General features: G+C 59.1%; 21 protein-coding genes. All 21 read right to left on the minus strand.

Annotated elements, in window-relative coordinates:
• Positions 1-5: 5 nt before the first annotated feature.
• A complete protein-coding gene (locus MTP37_RS03640; RefSeq protein ID WP_249238238.1) occupies positions 6-257 on the minus strand; it encodes a DUF6061 family protein in 252 nt (83 codons plus the stop codon).
• A 228-nt stretch (positions 258-485) separates the two neighbouring features.
• Entirely contained in the window at positions 486-2,099 is a 1,614-nt protein-coding gene (locus MTP37_RS03645) for a leucine-rich repeat domain-containing protein (protein WP_249238239.1), read from the minus strand.
• 135 nt (positions 2,100-2,234) lie between these two features.
• Positions 2,235-3,728 (minus strand): bifunctional metallophosphatase/5'-nucleotidase, encoded by a 1,494-nt coding sequence (locus MTP37_RS03650; protein WP_249238240.1) that lies wholly within the window; start codon positions 3,726-3,728, stop codon positions 2,235-2,237.
• Positions 3,725-4,687, minus strand: a complete 963-nt coding sequence (locus tag MTP37_RS03655) for a nucleoside hydrolase (protein WP_098924449.1) — start codon at positions 4,685-4,687, stop codon at positions 3,725-3,727. Before MTP37_RS03655 ends, MTP37_RS03650 begins: the two co-directional genes overlap by 4 nt.
• A 577-nt stretch (positions 4,688-5,264) precedes the next feature.
• Positions 5,265-5,552, minus strand: coding sequence for a hypothetical protein (locus MTP37_RS03660; protein WP_249238241.1), 288 nt, complete (start codon positions 5,550-5,552; stop codon positions 5,265-5,267).
• Positions 5,553-5,584: 32 nt separating this feature from the next.
• Positions 5,585-6,658, minus strand: a complete 1,074-nt coding sequence (locus MTP37_RS03665; protein ID WP_249238242.1) for a hypothetical protein — start codon at positions 6,656-6,658, stop codon at positions 5,585-5,587.
• 35 nt (positions 6,659-6,693) lie between these two features.
• On the minus strand, positions 6,694-7,314 hold the full coding sequence (locus MTP37_RS03670) for a gamma-glutamyltranspeptidase (protein WP_249238243.1): 621 nt from the start codon (positions 7,312-7,314) through the stop codon (positions 6,694-6,696).
• Position 7,315: 1 nt separating this feature from the next.
• Positions 7,316-7,861 carry a DUF6935 domain-containing protein gene (locus MTP37_RS03675; protein ID WP_249238244.1) on the minus strand — a complete coding sequence of 182 codons (546 nt, stop codon included), beginning with the start codon at positions 7,859-7,861 and terminating at the stop codon, positions 7,316-7,318.
• Between the two features lie 22 nt (positions 7,862-7,883).
• Positions 7,884-8,315, minus strand: a complete 432-nt coding sequence (locus tag MTP37_RS03680) for a hypothetical protein (protein WP_249238245.1) — start codon at positions 8,313-8,315, stop codon at positions 7,884-7,886.
• Between the two features lie 13 nt (positions 8,316-8,328).
• The gene (locus tag MTP37_RS03685) at positions 8,329-9,177 is read right to left on the minus strand and encodes a TPM domain-containing protein (protein ID WP_249238246.1); all 849 of its coding nucleotides are present in this window, start codon (positions 9,175-9,177) and stop codon (positions 8,329-8,331) included.
• Positions 9,178-9,191: 14 nt separating this feature from the next.
• The gene (locus MTP37_RS03690) at positions 9,192-10,283 is read right to left on the minus strand and encodes a TFIIB-type zinc ribbon-containing protein (protein WP_249238247.1); all 1,092 of its coding nucleotides are present in this window, start codon (positions 10,281-10,283) and stop codon (positions 9,192-9,194) included.
• Between the two features lie 89 nt (positions 10,284-10,372).
• Positions 10,373-11,464: a twin-arginine translocation signal domain-containing protein gene (locus MTP37_RS03695; protein ID WP_249238248.1), complete on the minus strand. Its 1,092-nt coding sequence runs from the start codon at positions 11,462-11,464 to the stop codon at positions 10,373-10,375.
• A 20-nt stretch (positions 11,465-11,484) separates the two neighbouring features.
• Positions 11,485-12,351: a DUF4428 domain-containing protein gene (locus tag MTP37_RS03700; RefSeq protein WP_249238249.1), complete on the minus strand. Its 867-nt coding sequence runs from the start codon at positions 12,349-12,351 to the stop codon at positions 11,485-11,487.
• Positions 12,352-12,380: 29 nt separating this feature from the next.
• A complete protein-coding gene (locus tag MTP37_RS03705; RefSeq protein WP_249238250.1) occupies positions 12,381-13,817 on the minus strand; it encodes an SPFH domain-containing protein in 1,437 nt (478 codons plus the stop codon).
• Between the two features lie 70 nt (positions 13,818-13,887).
• A complete protein-coding gene (locus tag MTP37_RS03710; protein ID WP_249238251.1) occupies positions 13,888-15,444 on the minus strand; it encodes a hypothetical protein in 1,557 nt (518 codons plus the stop codon).
• A gap of 23 nt (positions 15,445-15,467) precedes the next feature.
• Positions 15,468-16,706, minus strand: coding sequence for a hypothetical protein (locus tag MTP37_RS03715; RefSeq protein ID WP_249238252.1), 1,239 nt, complete (start codon positions 16,704-16,706; stop codon positions 15,468-15,470).
• 36 nt (positions 16,707-16,742) lie between these two features.
• On the minus strand, positions 16,743-18,296 hold the full coding sequence (locus tag MTP37_RS03720) for an acid-shock protein (protein WP_249238253.1): 1,554 nt from the start codon (positions 18,294-18,296) through the stop codon (positions 16,743-16,745).
• 18 nt (positions 18,297-18,314) lie between these two features.
• Positions 18,315-19,874 carry an acid-shock protein gene (locus tag MTP37_RS03725; RefSeq protein WP_249238254.1) on the minus strand — a complete coding sequence of 520 codons (1,560 nt, stop codon included), beginning with the start codon at positions 19,872-19,874 and terminating at the stop codon, positions 18,315-18,317.
• 16 nt (positions 19,875-19,890) lie between these two features.
• Complete coding sequence (locus tag MTP37_RS03730) at positions 19,891-20,655, minus strand: twin-arginine translocation signal domain-containing protein (protein ID WP_249238255.1); 765 nt, start codon at positions 20,653-20,655, stop codon at positions 19,891-19,893.
• An 87-nt stretch (positions 20,656-20,742) separates the two neighbouring features.
• A complete protein-coding gene (locus MTP37_RS03735; protein WP_249238256.1) occupies positions 20,743-21,264 on the minus strand; it encodes a twin-arginine translocation signal domain-containing protein in 522 nt (173 codons plus the stop codon).
• A gap of 79 nt (positions 21,265-21,343) precedes the next feature.
• Positions 21,344-21,910, minus strand: coding sequence for a twin-arginine translocation signal domain-containing protein (locus tag MTP37_RS03740; RefSeq protein WP_249238257.1), 567 nt, complete (start codon positions 21,908-21,910; stop codon positions 21,344-21,346).
• Positions 21,911-22,161: the final 251 nt, after the last annotated feature.

The raw sequence follows: 22,161 nt of genomic DNA on the forward strand, positions 1-22,161 counted from the left end.
TTATGTCATTGATCTTCCAGCCTGCCGTGGTCGCAGCCAAGGGAGAGATAGTGCTCGATCTCCCCACCCAGCACAAGCTGGGCATACTCTAAAGGCTTATTGTACAGCAGCCAGTCCAGTTCTGCCCGCTGTGTCGGGGTGTTGCCGTACTCGTCCTCCACAGCGATGCAGTCAATGGAAAGGGGAGTACCACCCTCGAACCGGGCTTCCACCCGGTTGGTGTCCATGTTGTAGCGGCAGGAAAGCGGTTTGTTCATAAGGAAACCTCTTTCTATATTCTCTTGTGCAATTTCAGTGGAATGATAAAAACGTTCTGCCCAGCCTGCGTCAGGGGGCCGGTTCGCAGAGGAACTGCAGCCGGCAAAAAAGCATCCGCAGCGGCACTGCCGGGCTGTCTTGGCCCATGTGCAGAGCGCTGCGGATGCTTTTTTATGACGTTTGTACCCTCACCGGCAGACGGCGGGCTGCCGTGTGCCGGGGCAGGCTTACTGACCGGTCAGCTGCCGGTAGGCATTCAGGATCCGATACGCCGGAACGGTGCCGTCCGGGCCAAAGCGTCCGTTGAGACGGCGCTTCATCAGGCCCTGCTCCACGCACCACTGGGCTGCCTTTGCGGTATCCGGGTCCGCCACGTCTGCAAAGGCCGGGGCCTCGGCAGGCTCGGGACGGCCTGCGGTATCCCACAGCAGCAGCGCGGTCTTGGCGCGGTTCTCCGGCAGGGAGACGTCCGGGGGCAGCAGAGCCCGCAGTTTCTGGGCGGCAACGTGGTTATACACGCCGTAGCCCACAAGGCCCGCCACCGCTGCGCCGCCAATAGCCAGCACCGCGATGCCTGCTCCGCCGTCACTGCCGCCGCTGACGCCCGTGGAGCCGCCGCCGGAGGGAGGCGTTACCGGGGGAACTGTGCCGCCGCCAGTAGAACCACCACCTGTGGAGCCGCCGCCGGGGATGCCGCCCGTACCAGTCACATCCAGCGCGAAGACTGAGGTCACATTGTCACTACAGCGGTAACTATAGGTTACTTTGTTAACACCTTCATTCACCGTCAGAATGTTGCCATTTACGATGCCACCGTTCAAAGTGATGACCTTGCTCACGTCAAACGCACCACCAGAGAGGGTGCTCAGGTTAAAAGTACGTTCAGGGGTCAGGGTAACGGTGTAAGTGTTATAGTTCGTCCACGCGTCAGTATTCCATGAGCCGAGCTTCGTATTCTGTTCCAGATTCAAACTGGTGAGTTGGTTATGTGCATAACGCAGTTCTTCCAGTAGAGGGCTGCCACTGACATCCAATGTCGTCAGCTTGTTTTCGGAACATCTCAGCCGTTCTAGTCCTTCCAGATTGCTCAGGCTCAGTTGAGGCAGCTGATTGTGCTCACAGTTCAGTTCTTTCAACAGCCTGTTCTCGCCAATGATCAACGATTCCAGCTTATTATTGCCGCAGCTTAATTTTTCCAGCTTTTTTTTGTGAGCTACATCTACGTCCAATTTCGTCAGCTGATTTCCAGTGCAAGTAAGCTCTCGAAGATTTTCGCTATTTTTGACATTCAGCTCGTCCAGATTATTGTTGGAGCAGTACAAACATTCCAGGTTCTGATGCGACACATCCAACTTCTCCAATTTGTTGTCAGAGCAATCCAAAATAGTGATCTTGGGGTTCTTACTCAAGTCAAGTTTGGTCAGCTCGTTGTTTTTACAGTACAATATTTCCAGTTTTGTATTCTGACTTAGATCCAATTGGGGGATATGTCTGTTTTCGCACTTCAATTCACGCAGCTCAGGGAAATGTTCGATGCCTTTCAGGTTGAGAACTTTCAAAGAGCTGACATCTATTCTTGTGACCTGCGTCCGCTCTGCCAGACTGAGCACTCCATTTCCATCCGTGTTTATTTTTTTATGAGTTCCCGTGTCCTTATCATAATACGTTGCAGTTTTGAGGTACTCTCGGAAATCTTCATCCGGGAAGTTGGTTTCATCGATTGCTATATCATCATCCCCCGTTGTCTCCGCAAAGGCACTGAAGGGCAGGAAGGTGAACACCATGGCCAGCGTCAAAAGGGCGCTGACAAGGCGCGTTCGTTTTGAGAATTGTTGTTTCATGGGGTGCTCCTTTCTGTTGTAAAAATATTTTTTTCAGGGCCCCATTCGGGAGAAGCGTCAGCTTCTGCCGAAAAAAAGGGTACCCTTTTCGTGCTATTTTCTTTTTGGGAAAAAGCGTTTTGCCCGGCGGGGCGTTCAGCCTGCCGGAGCGGCCGGGGGCAGGATGGTCATTCTGCCGTCCACGGCGGCATCCAGCATCTCGTGCTCCCGGAAGTATTCCATCAGGATATCCTGACAGGAGGTTGCAACGCTGCGGGGCTTCTGGAGCTTGCAGATGGTATCGTAGGAGATGTTGAAAAAGCTCTCGATGTTTTTGAAGTGGTAGTTCTGCAGCCCCACGGTGAACAGGGCATCGTCGCCGATCTCCTTGCCCACCTCCTTGCCGCAGTAGGTAAAGTAATCAAAGTCGCCTTTGGCGCGGTCGTAGCGCAGCCGCAGGGTGGAGGGCAGCTGGTAGAACTCGGTGTGCCCGGCGTAGGCTTCCTCCCGCAGCATGTAGCGCAGCATCTGCCGCAGCTGCTGTCCGGTCACCTTGAACATATACACCCCGTCGTCGTAGGGGAAGCCCTCGATGAGGTCGCCGTAGGTGACGATGGGACCAAGCTTCTCGGCCCGGATGCTGCCGGAGCCGATGAGCATGATATCGATGCCAAGGCTGCGGGTGAAGATGTCCGCAAACAGGTTGCCCAGCTCGGTCTCCCGGGTGCGCTCCGGGTGGGTCAGCTCCCGGCGGAAGCGCCCTACGATGTGGCTGTACTTTTCGTCCACCTGACTGGTGAAGCGGTGCAGCACCTGCTCCATGGCGGGGTTGCGGGGGCAGGTGTCGGCGCAGATGGGCACCGTGTGCCATGTGTAGGAATCGATGCAGTTGTTGTCGGTGTCCACGATGATGTCAAAGCGCCCGATCTGGTCGGTGCCGGTGCCCGCCTGCGCAATGACCACGCCGTTTTCCTCCACGGCATGTTCCAGATAGGTGTGGCTGTGGCCGCCGATGATCAGATCCACCCCCCACGCCGGGTCCAGCTGACGGGCCAGATGGCGGTCCTCCTCAAAGCCGATGTGGGTCAGCAGCACGGTAAAGTCGATGTCGATGCTGTTGTGGGCGTTGCAGATCTTGCCCACCTCGGCAGCGGCAGCAGCGGTGTCCACAAAGGACCCCACCAGCGACTCGGACTTGGTCTGGTTGATGACGTCCTGGGTGATGATGCCGATGAAGAGGATGTTCATCCCGTCCACCCGCAGGATCTTGTAGGGGGTGAACAGCCGTGTGGGGGTGTTCTTGATGTAGAGGTTTGCGTTGATGATGGGAAAGCGTGCGCATTTTTCGATGAACAGCAGATGCGCGATGCCGTAGTCCACCTCGTGGTTGCCGATGGTGACGATGTCCGGGGCAAGGGCGTTCATGATCTCAATGGTGGAAAGGCCCTTGTACTCCGAATCGATGACCGAGCCGCGGAACATGTCGCCCGCAATGGCGTAGATGGTGTTGGGCTCCTCTGCCCTCACCTTTTCGATGTAGCCGGACAGCATGGAGACGCCGCCCACCAGATTTTCGTCCACCTGCTCTGCCAGAAAGTCTCCGTGCAGATCATTGGAGTGGAGGATGGTGATCTTTTTGGTGTGTTTCATGCTTCTTTTCCCCCTTCCTCCATCAGCAGATCCATAAATCGCTCGGTGAACAGCTTTTCATCTACTTTTTTAATGACCTGTGCATTAAACCGACTGATCTCCGGCATCGCCTCATAGGTACGGCCTTTCTGGTAAAAGATCACCTGGCCATAGGCATGCCCCGGCTCGGTACAGCAATGACAGTGGCATGCCACCTTATCCTGAACAAATTCCGGCCATACTGCAGCTGCCATGGCAATGGCATCGGGAAGATCCACCATATGTACCCCTCTGGTATCCAGATTGAACTGCAAAAGCTTGGAAGTGGCCTGCTCCAAAAACTGTGCCGGTTTGGATCCATGGGCCAGATAGGACAGCTCATAGCGATCCAGACCGATATTGCCGGCACAGAGATCAAATCCGGCAATCGTCACCGGAATTTCCAGATCCAGCATCAGAGCATAGGCTTCTGCATCAATAAATACATTAAATTCTGAAACCGGTGTTGCATTTCCAAATCCAAAGCCCGGTGTTCCCATGGACCAGATGTGTTTCACCTTAGACATGATCTCACGATCGGTTAGAATCGCCAGTGCAATATTCGTGGCAGGTCCCAGCACAACCAGCTCCACCTCATTCGGGTAGCGTTCCACCTGCTCCAGAATAAATTCCACCGCACGTTTCTCTTCGGGTGAGCGTTTGGGATGGATGATATCACAGTCACCCATGCCATCTTTTCCATGGACACTGATCGTTTCGTGTCGTTCGCGGAACAGTGGACGCTTCGCTCCCAGATAAACCGGTGCATCACTTCCACATACCTCGAGGGTCATCAGTGCATTGTCCGTTGCCTGCTTAAGCCCTACGTTTCCAGCCACAATCGTCACACCCAGAAGATCTATCTCCTCACTCAAAGCAGCGATCATAAGCGCCGCAGCATCATCAGAAGCCGTATCCGTATCGACAATAAACCTTCTCATTGTTTTCTCCTTTCGATATTTGTCCCAAATTCTCTGTGTTACGTAACCAACCAGTTTCTATCACTCCACCAGTGTAATCTCTGACAGCAGCAGGCTGCCGATTCAGATGAGAGTGTGGAGTGGCAGCTGTGTGTGACGGAAACAGAAGGAGACGAGTTACAGATTACTTATACAGAGGATGAACTTCTGTCTGCTCCCGGGGTTCATGAATATGTGGCAGATGAATCTGAATTTCGGGTGGCTGCGGCTGTTTTTCGGATACCGGGATGACAGATGTCAACGTGCTTGCTATTTCGTTGGAAGAATTTACAGATGCAGGCGAAGTGCTGTTCCGGGCAGAGAATGTCTATCATTTGGATAAGCTGGGACCCGGAGAACCGCTTATCATCTGGCTTACCGTGGAAGGAACGATTCCAGGGTGGGGAGTTTCCTGTGTGGATACAGCAGGAAATAAGAAGGTTTATTCCATCAATCTAAGCGGCATGGATGGCAATAACGGAAGTCAGACGTTCTATTTCTGCTTCGGAAACGATCCTCGCTCCCAGCTTCACCAGCTGCTCGATCAGCGCTTCCTCCGCTACCCGGATTCCTGCATCCTCACTCCAGTCCTGAACGGCAATTTTACTTTCCCATCCGCTGCGTATTCCAAAACGAGAAGATCCGATTTCTGCAGTTCCTCGTAATCGACTTCCAGCTCCGTATTGTCCCGGCTCAGATCAGAAGCAATATTTTCAGCAAACTCCCCATAGCATTCCTGCTGTTTATATACCTCGGAAATGAATCCATTTTCATCCACCTGCTCTGCCAGAAAGTCTCCGTGCAGATCATTGGAGTGGAGGATGGTGATCTTTTTGGTGTGTTTCATGGTTCATTCCTCCCGGTGTGGGTCGGCGGCGGTCAGCCCATGGCCTCCTGCCGCGCAAAGTAGACAGTACTGACAAGGCTCATGTAGCTCTCTTCGTTGTCCAGATAGAACTTCAGGGCAAGGGTGTCCTCGTCCTCCAGCGTGACAGCGTAGCGGGAGCCGTCCTCCCCGATAAAGGTAGCGTACCACTCCTGATTGGTCTGGAAGGGCACCTCCGGGGTGCCCTCCTGATAGAACAGGTCGGCTTCCTCCACGTTCAGTTCCGGGTAGGGGGTGATGTAGCTGGCGGTAAAGGGCAGCTGGTCGCCCTCGGTCTCGCCGTCTGTGGGCAGGAAACACATCCGGTCAGCGTCTGCCGGGTCGGTCTCAGAATAGCCCTCGTCAGTGTCGCGGGCGATCTCCAGCCAGTTGCCTTCCAGCGACCACGGACTGGTGATGGTTTCCCAGTCGTCCCCCTCCGGGTAGATGGTAAAGTCGCACACGCCCTCGGCTTCCACCACATGGCCGTTCTCGCCGGAAAGGAAGGGGCTGAATACCAGCTCTTCGCCGGTGCTGGGGTACAGCTCCACCTCGGTGTTGGGGGCGATATCGCTGATGTTGCACAGCAGCAGGATGGGCTGGCCGTCCTCACTGTAATAAAGCTGTTTGCCGCGCTGGAGCGGGTTTTCGGCATCGTCTGTCAGGCTCGTCTCGTAGACGAACAGGGTGGCATCCGGGTCCTGCGGGAAGATGCAATACAAATCGCACCCGCCGTCCGGTGCCACGACCCAGTGATCCTCCGGGATGTCGTAGACGAAGCCCCACAGCTCCCGCAGGTCGGTCTGGCTGTCCAGCACCTTCTGCACATCGGTGGTGATCTCGTAGGAGCCGCCCAGATAGAGCACGCAGGCGCGGTATTCGTCCTCCCCGGCCAGCAGGCGCATGTAGGTCACGTCCTCCGGCTCGGTGTACTCCTGTTTGGCGGAGGGCGATGCGATCATGTTGTCTCCGTCCAGCATTTTTTCGGGCTTGGAACTGGACGCGCTGCTGCCTTTGGACGACCCGCCGCAGCCTGCAAGGCCGATGGTCAGCGCCAGCAGGGCTGCCAGAAGTTTCAGGTTTTTCATAAGTTCTCCTTTCTCATGCCCTGCCGGGGCGCACCTCAGGAGGCAGCGCCGGGCGTTGGGTGTTGGGAAAAATCGTCTATGCCCTCCACCGGCTCCGGGCTGCCGGTCCCGGCAGAAAGCCGGGGCGACCAGTCCAGCGCGCGGCCGGTGGTGCAGTAGACCACCGCCGTGGTGTCGGGGGTGTCCGGGGTGCCGTTGCACAGCAGCAGAATGGGCTGGCCATCCTGCTTGCAATAAAGCTCCCGGCCTGTCTGGTGCGGGTACTGGGGGTCCTGCTTTTCGTAGACAAAAAGCGTATCCTGCCTGCGCACAGCAAAGATGCAGTACAGCTCCCGCCCGCCGCCCGGCGCTGCGACCCGGTGGTCTGCCGGGATGTCCGCAACAAACTGCCACGGCTGTTCCTGCAGGCTGTCCAGCGCAGCGTCCACATCGGCGGTGCGCTCCGGGACGCTGCCCAGATAGAGCACTGCGGCAAGGCTGCCGTTCTGTTCGGCCTGCTGCCGCAGCTGCGCCACGGTCACAGCGTCCGGCCGGGGAGCGCTGTCCGAAGCTGCCGCGCCGGAGCGGACGGGGTCGCCGTCCACCGGCCCGCAGCCCGCAAGGCTCAGGGTCAGCGCCAGCAGGGCGGCAAACAGCTTCATGGTCAGGCCATTCATCTTACGCCCACGGGTCGGCAGACGTGGGGACGCGGATGCCGGTCAGCAGGTACTGCTCCCACAGAAACCACTGTCCGTTGCCCTTGCGGCGCAGCTTGATGGGGCGGGGATCATCGGCACCGCCGCAGGGGATGAACAGCTTGCAATAGTCTTCCTCCACGTTAGAGGTGTGGTTGCTGCCCACCAGCAGGGTGAAGGGCTGGCGGGGGGTATAGCCGTTTTCCGGCGATGCACCCACAAAGTAGGAGAAGGGGATGTAGCTTTTGCCGTCCCGGAAGCGGTCGTTTAAAAAGGAGATATCCTGCCCGTTCAGCGGACGGGGGCCGCGCAGCCAGTTGAGCATCTCCTTTCCGATGTTCTTGTCGGCACCGTAGGCGCACAGCGCACAGACGGTGAGGGCCGCAGTCTTGAAGGGGGTGTCAAGGCTTGCTTCCGGCAGCGCCTGCATCTGGGCAAGGCTTTCCGGCAGTTCCTGAAAGGTAAAGGTGACGGTCTGGTTTCCACCGGCGGCGGAAGCGGCCTGCTTCATCTTATCAAAAAGTCCCATGAAAATACTCCTTTCTGTTTCCTCAGCCCCGTTTCAGCTCGCTGCGGGGCATCATCCGCTTGCGGATCATCTTTTTGTTCAGATCCAGCGTGAGGTTTGCAAAATAGCCGTTTTCAAAATACCATGCAATGTCCTTTGCGTCCATACCAACGCTGTTGTACAGCCACCGCAAAGGCACTTCCGGCCCGGAGTAGTTCTCCAACCGCCGGGCAATGGTCCTTGCATGGTAGCGGCGGGCTTCCCCGCGGGCAAACAGCACGAGGGGCACAGCACCCACCACGATCCAGAACACATAGCCTCCGATGTGGGAATAGTCCTTATCCTGCAAACTCAGGCACAGGGTATACAGCCCGCCAAAAGAGCAGAACACGCAGAAGGCAAGCCCTGCATTCCGCAGCCATTTGAGGACACGGGGGATCTCGCCGCGGGCTTTTTCCGAAAGATAAGGGTTCATAAATATGCTCCTTTCAGAACGAACCGCCTCCGCCGCCGTGGGTCGTGCCGCTGGAGGAGGTGTGGGTGGAGCTGCCGCCGGAGCTGTCGGAGTCCTTTGCCTCCACATGCTCGGTGCGGTTCACGTCCCGGTACAGGAACAGCTCCCGGCTGTTGGTCAGGTTCATGCTGCCCTCCCGCACATAGCTGGCGGCATTCTCCTGGAACGCCACGCTGCGCAGCTGGCTTTTCATCACGCCAACGACGACCCATGCCAGCACAAGGCCGATGCCCAGCGCAAGGAACAGGTACATGAGAGACAGCGGCTCCCGGGGCAGGTTATTCACGTCATAGGGGTGGCCCGCCCGGGCAGCGTCAATGTAGGTATCCGACCACTGGACAAAGGTGCGGAATGTACCGGCGTAATCTCCATCGGCCATGAAGGGGGTCATCTGCTGGCCAAGGTACTGGATGCCGGCATCCGTAAAGGCGGTGATGCCGTAACCGCAGGTGGAGATGTGCCACTTGCGGTCGCCTACGCTCACCAGCAGCAGCACACCGTCCATATCGGAGCCATAGCCGAACTGGCAGTAATCATAGAGATCATCAGCATAGGCCTCCATGCTGTCGTAGTCCACGCTTTCCAGCGACTCGATGGTGGCAATGACCACATCAAAGCTCTGGCGGACGCTCAGCTCTTCCAGTGCGTCCTCCAGCTCGTTATCCTCGTCCTCGGTCAGGACCTCTGCGCTGTCGTTCATGCGGTAGTACAGGTCGGCAAAGCCGCCCTCCACCGCAAAAGCCGGAACAGCCAGCGCCACCGCAAGAACCAGTGCTGCCAGCGCCGCAAAGAGGGAGTGCAGTCGGTTGGAAGTCTTTTTCATCGTTCGTCCCTCCTTTACAGGATCCGTGCCAGCCACAGCAGCCACATCACGCCGTAGGATGCGGCGGAAAGGGCAGCCGTAAGGCCCAGCATCCACTTGCGGGCAGCGCCCTTGTCCACGGGCAGGTCACCCACGAATTTGCCGCTCTGGCCGTTCATGGCAAACAGATAGTTTTCGCCCCGCCAGCTGGTGCTCAGCAGCCAGACCGGGAACAGCGCGTACTTTGCCTTGCCGCCGTGCAGCTGGATGCTGCTGTTTTCCACCTTGACCGAATCGTAGCCGGTAACGGTCTGCTGGAACGTCTCCTCGGTGGAGCGGCGGATGCGCTTGTTGGCCCGCTCGATGCTGTCCTCGGCGTTCACATCGTATTTGTCTGCCACATAGCCGGCCAGATAGGCGGTCTGGAAGGGGATGGCGTCCTGCATGGCGAAGGGCTCGATGGACTCCATCAGGTCGTCCTCGATCTTGGACGAGCCGTCCACCGGCACTGCGTCAAAGCCCAGGGTGCCGTCTCGCCGGACGGAGTAGTAGTTGGTCTCGGTATAGTCGTATTTGCTGTCCGACCAGCAGCGGGTCCGGGTGGCGGTGAACCGCAGCTGAGCGTCGGCATCGCTGTCGAAGAGCCAGAAGGGCACATACACGCCCTTGATCTCGTCGATGTGGTTTTGGCTGCGGAACACCCGGGGCAGCAGGGTCTTGCCCTTGAGATGTTCCTGCAGCTTTTCCTTGGCTGCCTTTTTGTCCAGCTTGAAGGGGATGATGAGGTCGGGCCGCAGCGTCCCGGCAAACTGTCCGGTGAGGACGATGGGGTTGCCGCAGAAGGGGCAGGCGGACGCCGCCATGGTGTCATCGCCCACGATCTCGCCGCCGCAGCTCTTGCAGCTGTAAGTATGCAGACCGGCGGTCTCGCCTTCTGCCCAGCTGCCGCCGGGGGTCGCCCACTCCATTTCGCTGGGCTTTTCGTCCTTCAGTTCCTCATCGTAGCCCTTGAGGGTATCCACGTCGAACTCAGTGTCGCAGTAGGGGCATTTCATTTTCTGGGTGGCGCTGTCAAACTGGATGGCGCCATCGCAGCAGGGGCACTTGTATTCCAGCATTCCTGCCATAGCGTTTCCTCCTGTTGTTCCAAAGGGGGCCGGGGGCTCTTCCCCGGCCCAGCTGTTTTTGTGTTGGTCTTCCCGCCGAAGCGGTCGGCTCAGAAATCCGTAGTGATGCGGAACACCACCGGTTCGTCCGGCTCGGTGGCTTTGCCGTGGTGGCCCACTGCCAGGAAAGCGTTTTCCTCCAGCGGCAGGAAAACATCAAAGATGCAGAAGTCGCCGCACAGCTGGCACAGGGTCTCGCGCTCGCCCACGGGAAAGGACTTTTCCAAAAAAGTGCCGTCCGGCGCGTACAGCTCCCACATATAGCCCGTGTCCAGCAGATAGCCGTTGGGGCGCTTCATCATCACGGCGTTAAAGCTGCCCACCGGCTGCGAGCTGCGGGCCAGCTCATTGCCGTCCAGATCAAAGGCAGCAAAGTAATCATCGCCGTTGGATTCCAGCTCGCCCACCGTCAGCAGCTCGTCCCCGCTGAGGTTCAGGGAGGACATGCTGTAGAAGGGGCCGATCTCGTTATCACCCTCCAGCGTCAGCTCGGTGTACTCGCCGTCCTGCACCAGCACCGGCGCGGAGTTGGTCCGGTAGAGCACGGTCAGATCCCGGTCCTTGGAGGAATAGCAGCGGCCCCAGTAGTCCAGTGCGTCGCCGGGCTCCTCCGGGTCGCTGCTGTTCAGATCGTAGCAGTAGACATCAAAGGTTTCCAGGACATACAGGATGCCATTGCGGTCGATGCTGAGGGCGTCGCTGCCGTCAATGTTGTACTCTTCCACCGGGGTCAGCCGGTCGTCCTTGATGGCATACTCGAAGATCTTGGCAGACTGCTCTTCATTGTCCTCGTTGTAGAAGCTGAAGAAGTAATTGCCCCGGTAGCTGTCCGCTTTGATCAAATGATAGGCACCGCATACCTCGCGGCGGACGTCAAAGGGAATGTACTGTGCCTTGAAGGTGTAGTCGCCGATGGTCAGTTCCCCGGTCTGGAACTGGGTCACAGGGGGCCCTGCAGGGGCGGCTTTGGTCTCTGCTGATTCCGGCTGTGCCGAAGCGGACGGGGCACTGCTGCTGGAAGCCGGTGCGCTGGAAACGCTGGATGCGCTGGCAGCACCGGAGCCGCCGCAGGCGGTCAGCCCGAGGGCGGCGGTGGTAAGGCCCATGGCCTTGAGGAAATCTCTGCGCTGGATCTTTCTCATATCCGTTCCTCCTTTTGGGGTCACTGCACCTTTGCAAAAGCTTCGTCAGCACGGCGGCTGTACAATGCCATGCCGCCGGTCTGGGCGTCGTTTGCCAGATTGATGTTCTCCACAAAGCGGGCCTTTTCCTGCTCAGAGAGCTGCCCGCCCTTCATGGCGGCGGATGCCACGGCACCCATGGCACTGATCATGCCCACCTGGCCCTTCAGCTCCCGCTCTTCTGCCTTGGACATCCGGCGGCCAAACATGCTGGTCTCATTATCGTGGACTCCGAAGATGTGATCCAGATGCTGCCGTGCGATGTGGGCATAGCCGATCTCCCGCCGGTCCCGCTTGCTGAAGCAGATGACCAGCTCCTGCTTGATGTAGGGGTGGGGATGCATGCCCCGCTGGGTCTGGGCCTCGGTGATGCTGCGGGGCTGCACCAGCTTCAGCTTCAGGCCGCCGCCGTTGAGGGTGGGTTCCTGGCCCGGCTCCTTGGCGGGGGTCTCGTCCAGATATTCCTCATAGCTGGCGATCTGGTCGTAGCGGATCAGCTCCGGCATCTTGCCCCGTCCGCCGGTGCGGTCGTCGATGTACAGCATGCCCAGCTCATCGCAGAACACCAGCCCCATTTGCGATGGAGTGGAGGGGTATTCGTTGACCCGGAACTCGGTCTTGTTGAACACCTCGTCGAACACCCGCTTCATCTGGGCCATATACTCCATGTGCTCCTTGGCCTCGTCCAGCGTCAGCTCGCTGAGCCGGATATACTTGGAGCACTTGTTGCCGCAGTCATCGCAGAGGAACTGTCCGTCCCGCAGCTTGGAGCGGTGCATGGTGCCGCACTCCTTACCGCAGACGGCACAGTTCTGTTTTGCGAACAGGTTGGAAAAGAATCCCATCATGGTATGCTCCTTTCATTGCTCTGTATTTGTCAGGTCAGGTCGCTGTCGTCAAAGGGGTCGCCGCACTCCGGGCAGAACTTGGGCGGGTGGGCGGGGTCTTCCGGCTCCCAGCCGCACTTGTCGCACTTATACTTGGGCGTACCGGCGGGCTTGGGTTTACCGCACTCGGAGCAGAAGCGGCCCTTGTTCACCGCGCCGCAGCTGCAAGTCCAGCCTTCTGCTGCCGCCGGGCGGGGCTTGCCGCACTCCGGGCAGAACTTGCCGGTGACGGTGGCACCGCAGCTGCAGGTCCAGCTGTCCGCAGCGGGCTTCGGCTCCGGCTTTTTGCTGCCGCATTCCGGGCAGAATTTTCCGGTAACGGTGGCGCCGCAGCTGCACTTCCAGCTGTCCGCCGGGGCGGGTGCGGGACGGCTGACCTGCTGGGGCGCGTCCACGCTGTCCGGACGGGCCTGCTGGCCCATGGCGAACAGGTTCTGGGCGCTCATGCCGCCCATGCCGCCTGCACCGGCTGCCATGCCCATGCCCATAAAGCCGGTCATGGCACCGGCGGTGTTGCCGGCGGCGGTCTTCATGGCGTCGATCTGACCGCCCACCAGACGGGCGGCAGCGGTGGTGGGATCGGTGGTCATGGCGTTCTCTTCCCACTCGGTGATCTTCTTCTGCTGCTCCTCCGGGATGGACAGGGAGTTGATGTTGAAGGAGAACACTTCAATGCCGCGCTTTTTGCGCCAGACATTGGACAGCTGCTCGTTGAGCGCCTCGGAGATCTCCAGCGTGTGGGCGGGGATCTCGTAATACTGCACCTTGTTTGCCGAAAGGGTGGCAAGGGCAGGCTGCAGGGCGTTCATCAGTTCGCTCTTCAGCCGGGGTGCGATCTCGGATGCGTCATACTGGGTAGAGACATTGCTGCACACGTTGGTGTAGAACAGCAGCGGGTCGCAGATGCGGCAGGTGAAGCTGCCGTTGCACCGCAGGTTCACCGAGAGCTTGTAGCCCCGCTCCTCGCTGACCACCACCCGGAAGGGGATGGGGGTGGCAGTGCCGTACAGGATCTCGCCCAGCTCCTTGGTGTTGATGTAGTACACCCGCTGGTCCTTGCCGGTGTCGCCGCCGTAGGTAAAGCGCTTGGCTACGGTCTGGAAGGTAGCTGCCAGACTGTCGCCGAAGTTGCCGGTGAACACGCTGGGCTCGGTGGATGCGTCAAAGGTGAACTCGCCCGGTTCGGCGCACACCTCCACCACGCGGCCCTGCTCCACGATGAGCATACACTGTCCGTCTGCCACGGCGATGCCGCTGCCGTTGGTGATGATGTTGTCCTCGCCGTTGTTGGAGCTGCGGCGGGAGGTGCGCTTCTGGCCCTTGACCATCAGCACATCCTTGTCCAGAGAATCGCAGTAGAAAAATTCCTTCCACTGGTCTGCAAGGGTTCCGCCCAGTGCGCCCATACCTGCTTTGATAAGACCCATAGTAATTTCCTCCTGTTATTTGTTTGTTGTAAGCGACAACGCTTTGTCATCGCATTGCGTTCGGTTTCGGTCACGGTACAAGGGTTAGATCCGGGGAGTCGTTTTTCCAGTAAGCGGGACGCGTGTCCCGGTCAAACAGTACTTCTCCGGCGCGGTATTTCAGGCTGCAGCCGCTGGGACTGCCGTCATCGTTCAGCAAAATGGCCCAGAACTCGCAGGGTCTGCCGTTCTGGTCGGTCAGTTTAAAATACAGCTCGGTGCCGTCCTCGGTGCGGCCCTGTGTTCCCTCGGCGGTGCCGGTCAGAATGCCGCTCCACCCGTCCCATTCCACGCTCATGCAGCAGCTGCCGTCCGGCAGGAAGGTCATCCAGCGGATGCCCTTTGCGGCCTCGTCTCCGGCGCGGTAAGTGCCCCACAGCCTGCGGGGGATGGCGGAGAAACCGATATCGTCCCACGCGCTGGTGCGCCGAAAAACGTACCAGACCTCACTGCCCTTTTTGGGGCCGGTGGACTGCATCCGCAGTGAGCCGTCCTCCATCATGGAGATGGTCCAGCTGCTTCTGCCGTCCTCGCTGAGGCAAGTCAGGTTCCAGCCCTGACTTTTTTCCCCGTCCCAGCCGGTCACAGCGCCGGCATTCAGCTCTCCGGTGCGGGTCTCGGCAGCGGACTGGATCTGCGGGCTGCCGTATGTTTCCCGGATGAAGGAGACGGTCACCGTGCCGGTGATCTCGGCCTTTTCCAGCCGTAGGGTATAGCTTTCGTTGCGGTCGGCGGGGGCATAGCTGCCCTCCTGCGTCACCGCCGTGACTGCCATCCACTCGGTTAGCACCTGCTGCTCCCAGTTTTCCGGCAGCGGCTGCGCGTCCAGCGGGATGACCGGGACATCGTTCACATACTCTCCCCCGGACGCGCTGAACCGGCCGACCACAAAGGAAACGTTCCCCGCTTCGTCAAACGAAAACGGCAATTCATCCAGCGTGGCCCACCATGCAGTGTTGCCCTCTTTCAGGCTGCCGGGGGGCAGCAGCCCCCGCTCACAGGCGGCCTGCCGGTCCAGCTCATCCCGGCGCTTCACGTCACGGTACAGCGCTTCTTCCAGCGCGGCGGGGTCTGCCCCCATGCGCTGCAGCAGCTGGGTGGCGGTGAGCTGGTTGCCGCTTTCAAAATCGAAGCACCAGCCGTTGTGGAAGGGTGCATCCGTACCGCCGTAGCAGCTGCTGACCACAAGGCTGACGCAGTCGCCGTACCAGCTGGCGTTCCAGTTCATCTCAATGCAGATGTCCCACACGTCCGGATCGGCTGCCTCCGGGCAGTCCGCATAATCCTGCACATCGTATTCGTAGTACCGGGCGATCTCGGCGTTGATGCGGGCGGCGTCGGCGCTGTCGCTTTCCAGCCGGGGCAGATGGATGTTCAGCCGAACCTTGCTGCCGTTCTCTGCCTGCACCACCTTTTCAAGGGTGTACTGCTCGGTGATCGCCGCGGTGGCGTGCATGGAATCCGGCGGGGTCGATTTCAGCTCCCGGCTGTCAGCCGGGCGGGCAGAGGCTGCGGCCCTTGCTCCGCAGCCCGCCAGCAGCGCCGCCAGCAAAACTGCCAGCGCGCCGCAGAGAGCGATGTGTTTCATCTTGCACCTCCTTGTCTGCGGACTCAGCTGCGCTGCAGGTCCATCCAGCTGATGTAGCTGTACTCGGCGTTGCCGCCCATGTCTGCCATGGTCATGGTGCCGTCCTCCCGCAGTGCGATGGCCCACTCGTAGTTTTTGTCATCCGCGCGCTGGCAGCGGATCTGCCAGCATTCGCCCTCAAAGGCAAATTCTATTTTGCCCCGTGTGGGCACGCCGGTGCGGGTCTCGGTGGTGGTATCGCCGTATTTTGAGATGCGGGTCAGGGTGGCACGGACGGTGTCCGGGCTGTCGCCCGGTTCCAGCTTCAAGGTGTAGCTTTCCCCTTCCTCTGCAGGGTTGCACACATCGCCATCCACCTCCGTGCGGAAGACCACCCACTCGCCCAAAACGCGCTGCTGCCAGTTTTCCGGCACCGAGTCATCGTACAGGGGGATGGTCAACTCGTAGCTCACATACTTCTGCTCCCCGGCGTTGTAGATCTCCGCACCGAGGGAAACGTTCCTTTCGTCCTCGTCTCCCCAGATGGACAAAGGCAGCTGGTCCAGCGAACTCCACCATTTCCGGTCAAAGCTTTCCTTGGCAGGGCAGGCACCGGTATCGGCATTCTGCCAGCACTCCTCAAAGATCTCATCCGCCTGACGAGCGATCCGCTGCTCTATATCGGCGGGGTCCAGCCCCATCCGCTCCAGCATCTGGGTGGTGGTAAGCTCCTTGCCGCTGGCAAAGTCGAAGCAGAATCCCTGCCCTTTCTGGCTGCTGTCGGCGCTGAAATAGACATTCATCACCAGACTCAGACAGTCGCCGTACCAGTACTGGTAGTAGCCGACGCTGCGTACCTCATCCCAGGGGGTGCCGTTTTCCAACGCCGGATACTCCAGACAGGGCTTGCAGGGTTCCACATAGCACTGCGCCAGCCGGGCGTTGATGCGGGCGGCGTCGGCGCTGGCACTGTTGATCCGGGGCACCTCCATGTTGAGGCACAAGACCTTGCCTGCCGGGTCCTGCAGATTTTTATTGATCTCCCACTGGTTGGTGACCCGCTGGTCCAGCGGGGGAAGCTCCTGCGGAGTTTCGGTGCCGTTCTCCGGCTCCGGGGCGGTGTCAGCCTCCGGGGTGGAGACCGGCAGAGCACTTTCGGTTTTGACAGGCGGACCTGCGATGCTGCCTTCTTCCCGGGTCATCTGGGAAGATGCTGCCCCGCAGCCCGCCAGCAGCGCTGCCAGCAAAACTGCCAGCAGCGAAGAAACTGCTTTGTGTTTCATGGTGGTTCTCCTGTGTTTTCAGCGGCTGCGCCGGGGTCAGGGATCCGGGCAGCGGATCAGCTGCAGCTGGGTCTTTCCCTCGGCAAAGGGGTTCTCCCCGTCGATCATGGTAAGGTTCAGGGTCTCGTTGTACAGGTCGTACTTCACCGCCGCCACAAAGGTGATGCCCGGCATCCCGTCCTCCGTCTCGCTGGTAGAGACGCCCAGTACCATGCCCTCCGGCACCACGCCCAGATAGTCGGCGTAGCCCTGATAGAAAACGTTGTTGTCCTGCACGCCCATCTGGACGAGGCCATTGCTTTCCACGTCCATCCAGTTAAACCGGTCGTCCGCCATCTCGTTGAAGGCACCGACGGCCTCCGAGGGAATCTCCTGCCCGTTCCACTCTTCCGTCAGGGGAGCAAGTTCCAGCACAGAGCCATCCTCCTGATGCAGAATTACCTCTTTGCCGCTGCGTTCCAGCGCCACGCCGTTGTTTGCAATATAGATGGGGTCCTGACAGACCAGAACATTTCCGGACATAAGGCAGCGCAGCACATCCACATACTCCACCACGCCGTCCTTGGTCAGCAGATAGACCACCGGGTGGAAGGATGCGCCGATTTCTCCGATGCACACATCCACATATTCATTGTAGATGCCAAGGATGGGGAAAGTGCGGTCCTGTTCCAGCCGGATGCCGTAATCCGCGTCCCATGCGGCGGTCTCCGGCGTGCGGCACAGGGTGATGGTGCCCTGCGTTCCTTCCAGCTGCACCGAAGCGCTGCCGTAGGTATCGGTCAGCACCGTCTGCGGCTGCGGGTCAGCAGCCTGCAGCGGGATCTCCACATCCAGCTGCCGCCAGCCCCACCCGGCGGTGGAGCTGCACCCGCCCCGGAGCACCAGCCGGTTTTGTTCCGGCAGCAGCAGGCACAGGTCCTCCAGCTGGTTGTTTTCCAGCGTGTTCATCCGCATGCTTGCCAGATTGCCGCCGCTGAGCAGACCCTCGTAGTAGCCGCCCTGCGCCATGTGCCGGTCAAAGGTCTGCATGGCCCCGCGCAGCATCTGCTGCTGCACGGCGTCCGGGTCCAGCCCCATGCGCTGCAGCATTTCCGTCACGGAGACCTGCTTTTCGGTGGCAAAATCGAAGCACCAGCCCCGGGAATACCCCGGGTCGGAGCCGCCGTCGTAGCGGAACATCACAAGGCTTACGCAGTCCCCGTACCAGTAGGCGTCCCAATTGATATAAGTATCCGGGTTCCCCTCGTCCTGCTGGGGCTCGATCTCCGGGCTGTCCTCGTACTCTCGGAATTCTGCCGCATACATGGCGGCAAGCTCATAGTTGATATAAGCGGCGTCCGGGCTGTAGCACACAAGCTGCGGCACATGGATGTTCAGCCTATAGGTGATGTCGTACTCGTTCCGGATGGTCTTTTCCAGCGTGAACTGCTCGGTAATGCGGTCTTTTTGTGCTGTCTGCACCGCCGTGTCTGCGGCGCTTTGGGAAGCTGCGCCGGAGCTTGCGGGGGCAGCGGGAGCCGCCGCACCGCCGCAGCCGGTCAGCCAGAGAGCCGCCGCCAGCACCGCAGCGGCAAGGCGTTTGTGTTTCATAGTCGTTCTCCTGTGTTCTCAGCCGTAGCTGCGGGTCATCTGCAGCTGGGTCTCGCCCTCGGCAAAGGGGTTTTGCCCGGCGATCATGGTCATGGTCAGGTTCTCGTAGTACAGGTCCAGCTTGAACGCCGCCACAAACTCGATGGACGACTGCCCGGCTTCGGTCTCGTCGGCATAGATGCCCAGCACCACGCCCTCGGGCACCACGCCCAGATACGCGGCGTCGCCCTGATAGATGCGGCTGTTGTCCTGCACGCCCAGCTGAACGATGCTGTCACTGCCAAGGTCCATCCAGTTCCAGCCGTTTTCGCCGGTATAGTTGTAGGAGCCGGTGACGGAATAGGGAATCTCCTGCGCGCTCCACTCTGCCGACAGGGGAGCCAGCTCCAGCACAGAGCCGTCCTTCCGGTGCAGATTCACCTCGCTGCCGCAGAGTTCCAGCGCAGTGCCGTTGTTGGCAAAGTAGATGGGGTCCTGGCAGATCATGGCCGTGGCATCCCCGAACAGCAGGCAGCGCAGCACGTCCACATACTCCACCACGCCGTCCTTGGTCAGCAGATAGACCACCGGGCGGAAGAAGCCGTCATCCTGATCCCCGATGCACACGTCCACATATTCATTGTAAGCGCCAAGGATGGGATAGGTGCGCGTCTGTTCCACCCGGATGCCAATGTCTTCCCACTGATTGATCCTTGGCGCGGGGCTCAGGGTGATGGTGGCCTGTGTTCCCTTCAGCTGCACCTGCACACCGTCGTAGGTGTCGGTCAGCACCGGGGTATCGGCGGGGGCGGCGGGGGTCAGCGGGATCTCCACATCCAGCTGCTGCCAGCCCCAGTCGGTCTCGGAGCAGTACCTGCCCCGGAGCACCAGCCGGTCCTGTTCCGGCAAAAGCAGACACAGGTTTTCCAGTTCATTGTATTCCAGCGTGCGCATCCGCATTTCCGACAGGTTCCCGCCGCTGCGCAGGCCCTCGTAATACGCGCCCTGCGCCATCTCCCGGTCAAAGGTCTGCATGGCCTGCCGCTGCACCTGCGTCTGCACCTCGTCCGGGTCCAGACCCATGTGCTGCAGCATCTCGGCTGTGGTGAGCCGCTTGCCGGTGGCAAAATCGAAGCACCACCCGCTGTAATACCACGGGGCGTCGTCGTAATCGCGGCGGCGTATCACCAGACTGACGCAGTCGCCGTACCAGTAGGCGTCCCAGTTGATGCTCTCGGTCGGTGGGCTCTCTTCGCCCTGCGGCACCTCAGCGTCCGGGTAGCTTTCATAATCCTTGTATTCCGCCACATACATAGCGGCAAGTTCTTCGTTGAGAGCGGCGGCGTCCGGGCTGTCGCACACAAGCTGCGGCACATGGATGCTCAGCTTCATCACGCCGATCATCTCGCCCCGCACCGTCTTTTCAAGGCTCCACTGGTCGGTGATGCGCTCCTTTTGCGCCGTCTGCACCGCTGCGGCTGCGGCGCTTTGGGAAGCTGCGCCGGAGCCTGCGGGGGCCGCGGGGGCAGCTGCGCCGCCGCAGCCGGTCAGCAGCAGCGCCGCAGCCAGAACCACAGCAGCAAAACATTTGTGTTTCATGGCTGTCTCCTTTTCGTCATTCATCGTCGTCGGGGTTCTCTGGTGTACGCATGATATAGGCCGCCCAGTAGGTCTTGCCCTGAACATCCGCCACAGTGATGCCGATGTCGTACTTCCTCACTTCCGGAGAGTCCAGCATATTGGGGTCCGGGGCATAATTGAATTTTCCTTCCAGCTCATCCATCAGGGCCTTGAACTGGGCCTGATTGGCCGGGTAGGGCCGGTCCAGATAGTAGCGTTTCTCTTTGTAATCGTCCAACTGGATGCCATAGCAGTAGTGGTGGATGCCCCGGATAAAGGCGGTGGAGCCGCGGCCCCATTCATAGCCGCCCTCATCAAAGCCAGCCCACATTCCATCCACATAATCGCCGTTCATCCGGGCTTCCAGACCCTCCTTCGCGGAGAAGGAGGGGGTGTCGTAGTCCACAAACATCTGCATCTCGGACTGAATGGAGTGTTCCAGACCTGCATTGTACTGCATTTTGAAGTACTGCACCTTCCGCCGGGTCAGCTCGGCGTTGATGATCTCAAAGATCTTTCTGCCGTCCCGGATCACCGGAATCGGGGGCGAATCGGGAGCCTCCGGAAGCGGAGGGCCAAGGGTGGTGATCTCCTCACTGTGAAAGGGGTCGTAGGTAGAGGGGTCGACGGAGCTGCCGGAGTCCGGGACGTCCGGGGCACCGGAGCCGCCGAAGCACTTGTCCTCACAGCCTGCCAGCGCCAGCATCACCGCCGATGCGCCGGAGAGCTTGAGGAACGTCCGTCGGTCATATCGTTTCATGGGGGTGCTCCTTTCTATAAAGCCCCGGGCACGCTGTGAGGCTTCCGTGCCCGGGGCAAACAGGGGGTTAAATGGGAATTGTTGTGGTTAAGGGGTTACTTTTTTGCCTTCGGCTGCGACTGCGTACCAGTAGAGATTTCCACCCAAATAGGTAAACACCTTGATGCCAACAAGCGTGAGTTCCGCCGAACCAATGCTCGTTATTTGATTCGGAGTATAAGTCTGCAGTGCATTTTTCATATTAGCGACATCATCGTCATAAGGCAGCATGTAAACTGGGGCTGGGCGCGTTAATTTCACATACTGACCGCCGTGGTCACTGTCCAACCTAATAACCGTCTCATACAACGTTGGCTCATCAATAACTCCCACGGCAAAATCAGCATACTTTTCGGCAGCAACGTTCAGTATGCTATCCAGCTTGAGATCACCCCATCCCTTATCTCTACGGAAAAGGTTGATGGCTTCCAGCACTTTGGCTTCCTTGCCGGTGGGTGTTGCGGGAGGTGCGGGAGGTGCGTAGGGCCCGTCGTCGCAGCCTGCCAGCGAGAGTGCCACAACGGCTGCGCCGGTGAGGGTGAGGAATTCGCGTCGGTTCATCTCTTTCATGGGGGTGCTCCTTTCTTCTTATAAAGCCCCCGGACACAGGGGGAGTGTGCCCGGGGCAAAAGGGGGAAGTCTGATTATCTTATGCCTTGTTGTACAGGAATATAGCAGCGGTCATGTAGGTCACATTCTTAACCACCGGGAAATAAATGCTGATGAACTCTGCATTGGAGCTATTAGAATTGCTGTTCAGCAGGTCCTCTACAAAAGCCTGAACGACAGTATCCTCGCAAGAATACTTATACTTCAGAGCCACCATACCATCGGTATCCTCGTCGCAGACCATACCTGCGAAACTGTTATCGCCATACTTTTTCATTTTATCCCTAAACTTAAGCCTTTCATCCGAAAGTATATCATCGTCACTCTTTACCCACTTATGCGGTGTCTCGTTGGCCTCTTCAAAAACACGTCCGTAGCCCCTTACGATGCCCACCGCATCCTGATTGAGAATCAGCTGCTTATTGACAACCGCCCCTGCATCGTACTTTTCCTTCCAGACCTTGTTGATGGCTGCCAGCAGATCGGCTTCTTTGGGCGTAGTGGGTGCGGGAGGCGCGGAGGGCCCGCCGCTGCAGCCTGCCAGCGAGAGTGCCACAACGGCTGCGCCGGTAAGGGTGAGGAATTCGCGTCTGTTCAGTTCTTTCATGGGGTGCTCCTTTCTGTTTGTCCCCCCTGCTTTTTAGGGGGCTCTGGTTTGGGTATTCTCTGCACTTGCAGTCCGCTCCATCTTATGCTATTCTTATGAATAGAATCCGCAGTTGCCTGTTGACACGTTTTGTGCACAGCGACAGGCTTTCTGCACCGGCGCAGGACTTTTTCTGGTTGTACTGTACCATACCCGGGAAAAAATTGCCCCCTCAGAAAAGCCGTTTTTGGGGGGCAATTCCAAAAAAATTT

Origin of the sequence: Faecalibacterium sp. HTF-F (assembly GCF_023347535.1) — a bacterium.
Taxonomy (GTDB): domain Bacteria; phylum Bacillota; class Clostridia; order Oscillospirales; family Ruminococcaceae; genus Faecalibacterium; species Faecalibacterium wellingii.